Source organism: Winkia neuii subsp. neuii DSM 8576 (assembly GCF_000420405.1).
GTDB classification, from domain to species: domain Bacteria; phylum Actinomycetota; class Actinomycetes; order Actinomycetales; family Actinomycetaceae; genus Winkia; species Winkia neuii.
Genome location: NZ_ATUW01000020.1, coordinates 1 through 9,763 on the forward strand (window position 1 = coordinate 1; position 9,763 = coordinate 9,763).

Genomic DNA, 9,763 nt, shown 5'->3' on the forward strand with positions numbered 1-9,763 from the left:
CTACCGGGTGCGGTTCAGCGAGTTTTTAGAATGGGATACGGCGGATGCTTACGCGGTTATCATCCATTTAGTAAATGATACTGGCACGCTTACAGGCGCGGCTATCGTGGGACTAAGTTACCCGCTATCTATAACCGAGCTATTGGAGCGCGTACAGGCAGCGGCGGTTATTAATAGTTTCATGGATAAGGGCGGTAAGCCTTTGAAGCCGCCAATACCTGAAATAAGGCAGGCTAAAAAGCCTAATAGGCCCACCGTGTCCAAGAGTGAAAAAGCTAAGCTAAAATTACAATTGCAAGCTAATAGCGCGTTTCCAGAATAATTGTTTAGGGGTTAATTAGGTGGCAGGCAGAAATATTTTAGTTGGTAGTGCTGCTGTAAGCGTATTCCCTACTTTCAAAGGGGTACGCTCTGCCACTAATAAGGCTGCGAAAAAAACCGGCGAAATGTTCGGGAGCCAGCTTAAAAAGAGTGTTGGCGCGGCCTCTAAAGGGATAGGTTCCCCTGCCCTTGAAGAGCTGCAAAAGAGCTCTAATAAGGCAGCTAAGGAGCTCTCTACCCTGCAAGCTCTGGCAGGTAAAGCCGGGGGGCGCGTGTCTGCTGCGAGGGCGGCGGCTGCGAACGCTGAGCGCGCTTTAGCGAACGCGCGCCGGCAGTCCGCTAATGCGAATGGTGCTATTAGGGTTGCAGAAACCAAGCTAGCTGAGGCAGTCAAAAAGTATGGGGATGAAAGTTCGCAGGCTGTCGCCGCCGCTGAGAGACTGCAGGCAGCAAAGCGTAAGGCAGCTACCGCATCCGATAATGTGCGCGCTAAGGAAGAGGCGCTAGAGCGGGCACAGCACAAGGTTAGCCAGGCGGAACGCTCGCAGGCTGAAGCTACCGCAAAAGTCGCTAAAGCTCAGGAAGAAGCTAAGGCAGCAGCCACCAGGTACGCTAGCGCGCAAGAAAAAGTAGCAGCAGAAGCAAGAAAGGCAGCAGCAGAAGCAAGGGCGCTCAGGCAGTCCATGCAGCTACCTAGCTTGCACATGCCTAAAGCGGTAGCTGAGGCTTTCGGGCGCGTTAGCGGGGCTGTCACCAATGCGGCAAGTGCGATTAGCACAAGGTTCAATAATGCTACCGCGCCGGTTATGCGAGTAGGCAAAGCTGTAGACCGAGGCGTAAATAGTACGCTACGGGCAGCGGGGAAAGTCGCTATCGGCGCGGCGGCAGCAATAGGCACGACCTTAACCGGCTCTATCGGTTCTGCAGTCTCTAGGGTGGATACGCTTAATAATTTCCCTCGGATTATGGCTAACCTGGGGTATTCGGCCTCGGATGCGGCAAAGTCTGCTAAAAAGCTCTCTGAAAAGCTACGCGGCTTGCCCACCAGCTTGCAGGATATTATGCCGCTGGTGCAGCAGATAGCGCCGCTGACAGGCTCGCTAGACGAGGCGACTAACGTCGGACTTGCCTTTAATAACATGCTCGTCGCATCCGGCAAGTCTACGGCGGATCAATCCCGCGCGATGCAGCAGTACACGCAAATGCTTGCAACGGGCAAAGTTGACATGCTGAGCTGGAAGACCCTTATGGAGGTTATGCCAGCGCAAATGAATCAGCTTGCCGAATCGCTTTTAGGGGCTGGCAAGAGCGGTTTTGACCTGTACGATGCGCTGCGAGATGGCAAGCTCACCATGGAAGATGTAAATAAAGCCATGGTGAAACTAAATGACGAGGGTGGGAGCAATTTCGCCTCGTTTGCCAAGCAAGCTAAAGACGCATCAAAGGGCATTCAAACCGCCTGGACCAACCTCAAGACCCGCATAACGGGCGCTATGGCCTCTATTATCCAGGCTATAGGCCCTGAAAAAATATCGGGCGCGCTTGACCGGGTTGGGGCAGCAATAGGCAAAATAGGCGATGCCTTCGATAGGGCAGCATCCGGCCCCGGCGCTAAAGCATTTTCTGCAACCATCGGGCACATAGCTAGCCTTATGCCAATGGTAGGGGCAGCTGTAACGCCCTTGCTTACTAAACTGCCTCTAATTGGGGGCGCGTTCAGGGGCGTTGGCGGGCCGGGCCTGTGGGTTATCGCTATTTTCGGTTCAATGGTCGCGAACTCGAAAAAGCTGCAGGATGCGCTAAGCAAGGTAGCTAATAAGCTTGCTACGGCGTTTAGTGGTAGCGGTGCGGGCGCGCAAAATGCCCTCGGTGGCATTTCTGACCTGCTCGGTAGGCTTGGCGATACTATCGCTCCGATTGTGGGGTTGGTGGGGTCGCTTGCTGCCTCCCTCGGTGGGGTGCTGTTGAATGCGGCGCTTAGCGTGCTAGGTGCCCTCGCGGATTTGGCAGCAAAGATCAGCGGCAACAAGGTCGCTATGACTGCCCTGCAGGTAGTGCTAACTGGCCTGGTGGGCGCGTGGGGGCTGTACAAGACCGTTACTACCGCTGCCACCGCCGCTACTGCTATAACTAAAGCAGCATTCGGTACCCTCTCGTTTGCGCTAAAGGGCGCGGCTGTTGCGCAAAGAGCTATCACGGCTGCAACTGCCCTAACCAAGGTTGCTCTCGGAGGGCTGTCAAGCAAGCTAAGAATAGCGGCGGTAGCTCAGGCAGCGTTTAACGCGGTAATGGCAATTAACCCGATAGTTTTGGTTGTGGCAGGTATCGCGGCCTTGGTTGCGGCGTTGGTTTGGTTTTTCACGCAAACCGAGGCAGGCAGGAAGGCGTGGAGAGTTTTCACTGTCTACCTAACTACCGCCTGGCAGGCGATCAAAGCCACCGCCGTTGCTATATGGCAGGGCTTGGCGGCGTTCCTTAGCGGCCTGTGGGAAAACATCAAAACGGTCGTGTTTACCGCATGGGAAGCTATCAAAGCCATTTTTGCCCCCGCCATAGAATTCATTAAGAACCTCATAATCGTGTTCGCGGCGGTGCTATTAACCATCTGGCAGGGTATTAGCGCGGCGGTAATGTGGGTGTGGAATGGTATAGTCGCATTTTTAACCCCAATCATTACGACTATAACCACAGTTATAAGTACTGGCATTGAGTTTGTGCGCGGTATTTGGGCAAGCGTATGGGGATGGGTAGCCTCATTTTTCACCGCCATTTGGAACAACCTAGTAGCCTTTTTCACGCCTATTATCAACCGTATTCGCTCCATTATTGCCGCTGTTACGGGCGCTATTAGGGGTATATGGGCAAGCGTGTGGGGATGGGTTTCATCGTTCTTTAGTGGCGTGTGGAATAACCTTGTAGGGTTTGCCTCTGGTGCGATTAGTCGCCTGGCAGGCGTTTTAGGGCGCATCCGTTCGGCGGTGTGGGGCGCTGTCTCGGGTGCTGGCAGCTGGCTAGTGCAAACCGGCAGGAATATTATTACCGGGCTTTGGCGGGGCATTTCCGGGGCTATCGGATGGTTGCGCTCGCTCGTATCTAATGCCCTCGGTTCTATTGTTTCTTGGGCAAAAAGCAAGCTAGGTATACATTCGCCCTCGCGGGTTTTCCGCGATCAGGTAGGCGCGATGATCTCAGAGGGTATCGCCGTTGGTATTACCACTCGGATAAGTAGCGCTCGCGGGGCAATGAGCGATCTCGTAGACGGTGCGCAAGAGGAATTGCAGGGCTTGCAAGGCGTGCGCGCGGCAGTCTCGGTAGCTGGAAATGCTGCAGCAGGTGGCCCTGGTGTGGCTCGCAATGTTGTCACGCAGACGTTCAACGTGCGGGCGGATGATCCAGAGGCGGCGGCAAGGTATTTCAATACTCGCACAAGGCAGGAGCTAGGGGTTATCGCATGAACGTGACGGTTGTTGTTGGCGGTAAAAGTCTTTTTACTGCGCAGGGCGCACCAGAGGCGGCGGCAAGCTTTTACGGGCTCGCTACCCACTCGGACGGGGCGCTGGCTGGGTGGTATGAGGCACCGGCCCCGCGCGTGGAAGAGGTGCTGCGACCTCAGGCGAACGGGGCTTTTATGCCCCATAATCTGCTACTTGGCGCAAGGGTTATAACCTTACATTTTTATTATGTTGCTACCTCGCTAAATGACGGGGTGGCATCCCACCAGAAGGTTATGAGTGTCGCTAATCAGAAAATCCGCCTCGTTGTCCTTGATGACGATGGGCAGTATTACCATGTGAGAGGGTATGTTTCCCAGCAGCCGGTTATAAAACGGCTTGGCCCGCTTACCTGGGCGTACACTCTAATTATTACTTGTGCGGATCCGCTCAAATACGCTGGGGTTGGTTTTGACGACCTACTTGATTTTAGCGAGTTTGAGCATCTCGGGGGCCGGTGGGGTGCAGCCACCGAGGGCGGTTTACTTTTCCCGCTGTTCGACCAGGCATACCACGATCTCGTAGCTTCCACGCGCGGTCCTACAGCTCGGTTCACGGATGCGGGCTACACGAACGCGCTAGCGCCGCATAATCGGGGCAACCTTGCCGTATGGCCTATCCTTGAGGCCGACGGCCCCCTTTATTGGGCAGAATGGGCGCATAACGGGCGCGCTATCCGCTATGAGGGCAGCATAAGCAGTGGGCAGTCGGTGCGCGTGGATTCTCGCACCGGGCGCGTCTATGTGGGCGAGGGTGAAGTCTCTACAGCGCACCTTACTAAAGATGAATTTTTCCAGCTCGAACCGGGCGATAACACGGTGACTTTTTCCGCCTCGGATTCTACAAATTGGCGTGTAAGGTGGCTTGCCTCATGGACGTAATAGAAGTATTTGACACTCTAACCGGAGCGTATCTTATGCGCTTGCCTGCAAGCTCTTGGAGCTGGAAGGAACAAGTTAATTCGCCCGGCTCCCTCTCGGTCACAGTACCGTTCACCGAGGACACGAAGGGTATGCATCTTAGGGCAGATACCGCACCTTGGCGCACTATCCTAGCGCTAGTTTCTGCAGGGCGGATAATTCACGCCGGCCCGGTATTTAAGCGTGACTGGGATGCTGCCAAGCAGGTTTTAACCCTTGATTGTGGGGGCTTTCAGGATCTTTTGAAACGGCGTCTAGTGCTGCCTGCAGCCCTGCGAGGGTTTACCTCTGCTACCTTAGAGGGCGGCGAAAATGGGTTACCGAAAGATTGGACGCTCAACCTAGCCGGTTCGCTAAGAAATATTATGCGGGCGCTCGTTTTAGAGGCGAAAAAATGGGGTAACCTGCCCTGCAGCGTGCCACCTCCTGATAGCTCAGGGTGGAACCAACGAAGCTACCTGGGTGCAGATCTCGCAACCGTGGCGACCCGTATAGATGACCTCGCTAATGTTCTCGGAGGGCCGGAATATCGTTTTACCCCTCGGTTGATAGATGGGGGCCAGCGGATTAATTTTCTGCTAGAAATGGGCAATCCTGAGCTTGTGACGGGTAGGCACTCTTGGGATCAACGCCGCGCGCTCACGCCCGTCACTGACGTTAAAGTATCCGAGGACGCGGCGGAAATAGGAACGGATATTTGGGCGAAAGCTGGCGGGCAAGCCGACAAGATCCTAATGGCGCGCTCCCACGATACGACGCTAGAACGGGCTGGGTGGCCCCTCCTGCAGCTCGCAGATTCTACGCATTCCACCGTAAAGGAATTAGACACCTTGCGGGGGTATGCGCAAGCTGGCACGCAATCCGCATCGCAAAGCCTAGAGGCGATCAGTTTTAAAGCCGCGCGGTGGGATGAAACCGGGCGGGCATTTGGCGATCTCGTACGGGTGGGCGATCACCTCGCTTTACAGCTTGAAGATGAATACCTAGGCAGCAAACGCTACCGTCTGAAGGTTCTTGAGCTTAGCGGGGATGCCTCGGAGTGGATCATATTCGCTTGCAGGGAGGTAAAAGCATAATGGAGTACAGGCCGATTAGCTCGGATGCTTCGGCGGTACCTGACCGCTTGCGTTCGCACGCTAACGCTATCGCGGATTTGCAGGCGGTAACCTCTGGGCAGCTCAACGGAACTTTGAAAGGCCTTGAGGCGCGGGCAGAAGTCATTAGCTACCACTGGGAGGCGGCAAAATGGACCGCCAAAGGCAACATAATTTCTAATCGCATTATTATTCCTGAGGGTAAAAGTAAGCTCCAAGTATTCGCCGCGCTTACTGGGTTTTACAATTCGGCGGGCGCGCCACATTCGGATCAGGCAAGTTTTAGAATAATAATTCGCGGCAATCAGTCTAGGCCGCTGCCAAGAGTGCCAGATAATATGGGCACTTTTCACCTTTTAGGCCAATTTTCAACCGTGCTGCAGGTGCAGCCACGCGATGAAATATCTATTATTTTGCAGGCGCGCGCGGGTAATAATCCGGGTAGTTATACTGGTGATAACTGGGCTGCGTTAGACGTTTTCGCGGCTGTAAGCAAATAAAATCTTTTAGGTTGGGTGTGAAAGTTGGCTAATAAGCGCGGCATAGTTTCAGGATTTGACAAGAGCCGGAACATTCCTAAAGGCGTGGTATCTCCTGCAGAGCTAAGGAGCTCCCTAAGCATGGTTGCCTCGCACGAGGGAATTATAGGGGCTCAAAATAGCCGTAATTTTACTTGCTCTGACAATTCAATGGATGTTATTTTCAGTGCGGAAACCTTAGCGATAAAGGATGGGCAAGAAGGTTGGTATATCCCGACTATTGGGCGTTTTACGCAAAGGTTAGAGCCGGGGCATAGCGTTTATGATCGTATAGATTCTATTTATGTTGTGCAGCATGATTACCAGGTAGATAACCATGATGACTCAGAGGTAGAGGTTATCTACAAGGTCGGTACGCCCTCTATTAGTCCTTCTCCTGCTCGTTTGGATACCCCGAACGCGCTGCGACTTGTGACTATCCGGGTGCCTAAGAATACGCAACGGGCTATAGATATTCCTCGCTCGTACTTCCAGTTTGCGCCTGCAACCGGCGTTAGTGGCAGCATTATTTACACGCATGACGCTAATGAAACCCTGGATGTGTCTACCGCGTTTATTCAAAATAAGGGCGATGGTTCTAAGCGGGGCGGCTGTTTCATCTACCAAAAGAGCGATAATGGCCTGTATTTTGCTAATGCTGAAACCCCTATGAGGCAGATTAACGAGGTCCCAAGTATTCAGGAAATGATTACTACTGCCCGCCTTCAAGAGGGGAATGGGTGGTGGAGCCGCGCAACCCTATTCAAAATTGGCAACCTTGTCATAATGCCCTCTGCTAATTTCAACGCGCGCTCGCAAAAGTCATTACGCGCTAATAGTGGGTGGTATTCGATGGGCACTATTATTCCTGCAGGGTTTAGGCCTAAGCATCAGTTTAAATCTACTTTTTCGCCGTTCACCGGGGACGCGGTTATAAATAACGTGGCTAATATTATTACTGTGCAGTCTGACGGGGTGATACAGCTGCGTCCCGGTACTAATGCGACTATTAATACTGACGGGTATAGTGGCCTGGCTATTCCTACGCTCTCTTGGGAGTGCAACTAATTTCAGATATCCTATAAGGGATATTTATGTTAGTCGTAAGGATAATTGAATGTCTACCACTGATGAATATAAGGCGCTTTTAGCGCAAGGTGACACGGGCGATAAGTCCCCTAATGATACTGCTGAAATTCTAGAGATTGATTATAAATAATTATGGGTACTGCTGTAGATTTACTTAGAGTTGCTGCCTCTCAGCTTGGCTATAACAGGTGGAATGATCCGGCTGAGGGCACGAAGTATGGGCGCGATTATGGGGCCCGGCATGGCGCATATTTCGGCGCATCCGGGGTGCCATACTGTGACATGTTCGTGACTTGGTGCCTGCGTCAGGTGGGGGTTACTAATTTTGATTCTGCCTACGTGCCAGGGCGGATCGCAACCGCGCGCGCTAACGGGTGGCTTGTCAGCTGGGGGAATGCCCGGCCCGGCGACCTAGTTTGCTTCGACTGGGATGGGGACGGCATAGCCGACCACATCGGCATTCTAGAAATCAAATATTGGGGCAAGCTCCAAACCATCGAGGGCAACACCAGCTCCGGCGCTTACGGCTCACAGTCAAACGGGGGCGGGGTTTACCGGAGAGTGCGAGATCGCGAGGATGTTTGCGCGCTAATTCACCCACCCTACACGGGCGCGCCCGCCCCGGCAGCATACCCGGTTGGGGTACTCGCTGTTGATGGGGATTGGGGCAAGAGTACCACGGCAGCATGGCAAAAAATCATGGGATCACCCCGCGACGGCATGGTATCTAGCCAATACGCACCGAATCGTGAATACTACCCGGCTGCGGATTTCCCCGGCTCTGGGTGGCAGTGGGAAGGCGAAACTGCGCAAGGTTCCCAGCTCATCGCAAAAATGCAGGAATGGTTACGCCGCGAAAAATGCTACTGGGGCGAAAAAGACGGCATAGCCGGCCCCGCCCTGGCACGCGCAATCCAAAAATTCTACGGGCAAACCCAAGACTCCTACGTTGGTCCTGCCACGGTAAAAGCAATGCAGCGCGCAATCAACAAGCAACTTTTTAAGAGGTAGGCATAAATGGATAGCACGGCGATTCTACAACACATTGACCCGATAGCGCTTGCTGCTATCTGTGGCCCTATAGCGAATTTTATTATCAGCTTGTGCACAACCTACCGGATGCGCAAAAACGTGAAGCTCGCAATCGTTTACACGGTGTACGTAGCCGTTGCTATAGCGGTTTTCATTTTCGTGAAATACCCGGATGCCTGGCAATTCGTACTAATGAATTTCGGGCTCGTGGCCGGGGCCGGACAGCTGGCCTATCACGCGCTACCGGCTGCATTCTGGGACCTTATCCGCGATAAGACTACCCTGCCCTCAGGTAGGCATGTGGCAAGCCGCGAAAGGGATGAAAAGCAGGAGTGAGCGGTTTTATAGACGCGGTTGTAGCCCTCGGAGGGTTCGGGGGCTGTGCAGCCTTTATTACTGCAATTGCTGGAGTGAGCAAAATAAAGCGCGTTGAGCATAACACCAAGGAACTAAAAACCAACCACGGATCGAGCCTGCGAGACGCGGTTAACCGCATTGAAAAGCTTCTAGTGCAAAACGAGGAACGCCTCGACAAGGCGCTAGTGCAGATCAAAGGTCTTGGACACCAGGTTGGAGAGGTGAAAAAAGATATGGAGTCTTACCGGCGTGAGCAGGCCATACAAGATGAGGACGTGCACGCGCGCATGAGGAATCTTGAGCTAAAAACGGATCGTTGTAAACGCCACTGAGGCGGGCAAGATTAGCGGGGGCTGGGTTTTCGGCCCTCGCTTTTCTATGCCCCTTTTATGGCTCTACTGGCACCCAATCTAGCCGGGTTTCATAGCCTCCAGCCTGCAAGGCGGCGGCAATTATCCCTACGCTAATAGCGTGTCGTTTAGCATCAGTTCCGAGCCCGTTTACGCGCTGGCAAGACGCATCGGTTTTAAACCGCTGCATTTCCACGGCCTCGGGGGCGCTGCCCTGCTCCTGCTCTTGTTGGTCTAAATACTCTAAAGCTGAGCTAATGGAGAAAATTAGCCGGTCCCAGCGCTCTAGCATTTTTCGTGCTGCCCACGCCGGGACATCGCCCGCTTGCGGGTTTTCCCACCTTTGCACGGTTTTTCGGTCGACGCCCATCCAGGCTGCGAGGTCTTTAACCTCTAATCCTAGGGTTTCACGGTAAGTTTTGAAGGTTGCTGAGTTCAATCTTATTCTGCCTCTCGCTGCCTTTTAGGCGGCTCGCTAACAGCGTGGATACTGCTAGCGAGCCTACCTGCCTGTTTAGTTGCCCGCTGGCTTTTCTAGGGCCTCGGTGGCCTTGAGGAAGCCTTGCGTGAAAGCGGTTTTACCGGCGGGGG

10 protein-coding genes are annotated in these 9,763 nt (G+C 53.6%); 9 read left to right on the forward strand and 1 reads right to left on the reverse strand.

Going from position 1 to position 9,763, the window contains the following annotated elements:
• From G437_RS11460 to G437_RS0110200, 9 genes are all read left to right on the forward strand, one after another.
• Positions 1-322: hypothetical protein (locus G437_RS11460; protein WP_034490529.1), on the forward strand; the 322-nt coding region annotated here is incomplete at its 5' end.
• A gap of 19 nt (positions 323-341) precedes the next feature.
• A complete protein-coding gene (locus G437_RS0110160; RefSeq protein ID WP_024332441.1) occupies positions 342-3,776 on the forward strand; it encodes a tape measure protein in 3,435 nt (1,144 codons plus the stop codon).
• On the forward strand, positions 3,773-4,693 hold the full coding sequence (locus tag G437_RS0110165; protein WP_024332442.1) for a phage distal tail protein: 921 nt from the start codon (positions 3,773-3,775) through the stop codon (positions 4,691-4,693). The genes G437_RS0110160 and G437_RS0110165 overlap by 4 nt, the downstream gene beginning before the upstream one ends.
• Positions 4,684-5,808 (forward strand): hypothetical protein, encoded by a 1,125-nt coding sequence (locus G437_RS0110170; protein ID WP_024332443.1) that lies wholly within the window; start codon positions 4,684-4,686, stop codon positions 5,806-5,808. The genes G437_RS0110165 and G437_RS0110170 overlap by 10 nt, the downstream gene beginning before the upstream one ends.
• The gene (locus G437_RS0110175; RefSeq protein WP_024332444.1) at positions 5,808-6,326 is read left to right on the forward strand and encodes a hypothetical protein; all 519 of its coding nucleotides are present in this window, start codon (positions 5,808-5,810) and stop codon (positions 6,324-6,326) included. Before G437_RS0110170 ends, G437_RS0110175 begins: the two co-directional genes overlap by 1 nt.
• A 189-nt stretch (positions 6,327-6,515) precedes the next feature.
• Positions 6,516-7,412: a hypothetical protein gene (locus G437_RS0110180; RefSeq protein ID WP_141752635.1), complete on the forward strand. Its 897-nt coding sequence runs from the start codon at positions 6,516-6,518 to the stop codon at positions 7,410-7,412.
• Positions 7,413-7,565: 153 nt separating this feature from the next.
• Complete coding sequence (locus tag G437_RS0110190; protein ID WP_024332446.1) at positions 7,566-8,444, forward strand: CHAP domain-containing protein; 879 nt, start codon at positions 7,566-7,568, stop codon at positions 8,442-8,444.
• A gap of 6 nt (positions 8,445-8,450) precedes the next feature.
• Positions 8,451-8,801, forward strand: coding sequence for a hypothetical protein (locus G437_RS0110195; RefSeq protein ID WP_024332447.1), 351 nt, complete (start codon positions 8,451-8,453; stop codon positions 8,799-8,801).
• Complete coding sequence (locus G437_RS0110200) at positions 8,798-9,154, forward strand: hypothetical protein (RefSeq protein WP_024332448.1); 357 nt, start codon at positions 8,798-8,800, stop codon at positions 9,152-9,154. Before G437_RS0110195 ends, G437_RS0110200 begins: the two co-directional genes overlap by 4 nt.
• A gap of 55 nt (positions 9,155-9,209) precedes the next feature.
• Here G437_RS0110200 and G437_RS10730 read toward each other — a convergent pair whose 3' ends face one another.
• Positions 9,210-9,611 (reverse strand): helix-turn-helix domain-containing protein, encoded by a 402-nt coding sequence (locus G437_RS10730; RefSeq protein ID WP_024332449.1) that lies wholly within the window; start codon positions 9,609-9,611, stop codon positions 9,210-9,212.
• Positions 9,612-9,763 lie beyond the last annotated feature (152 nt).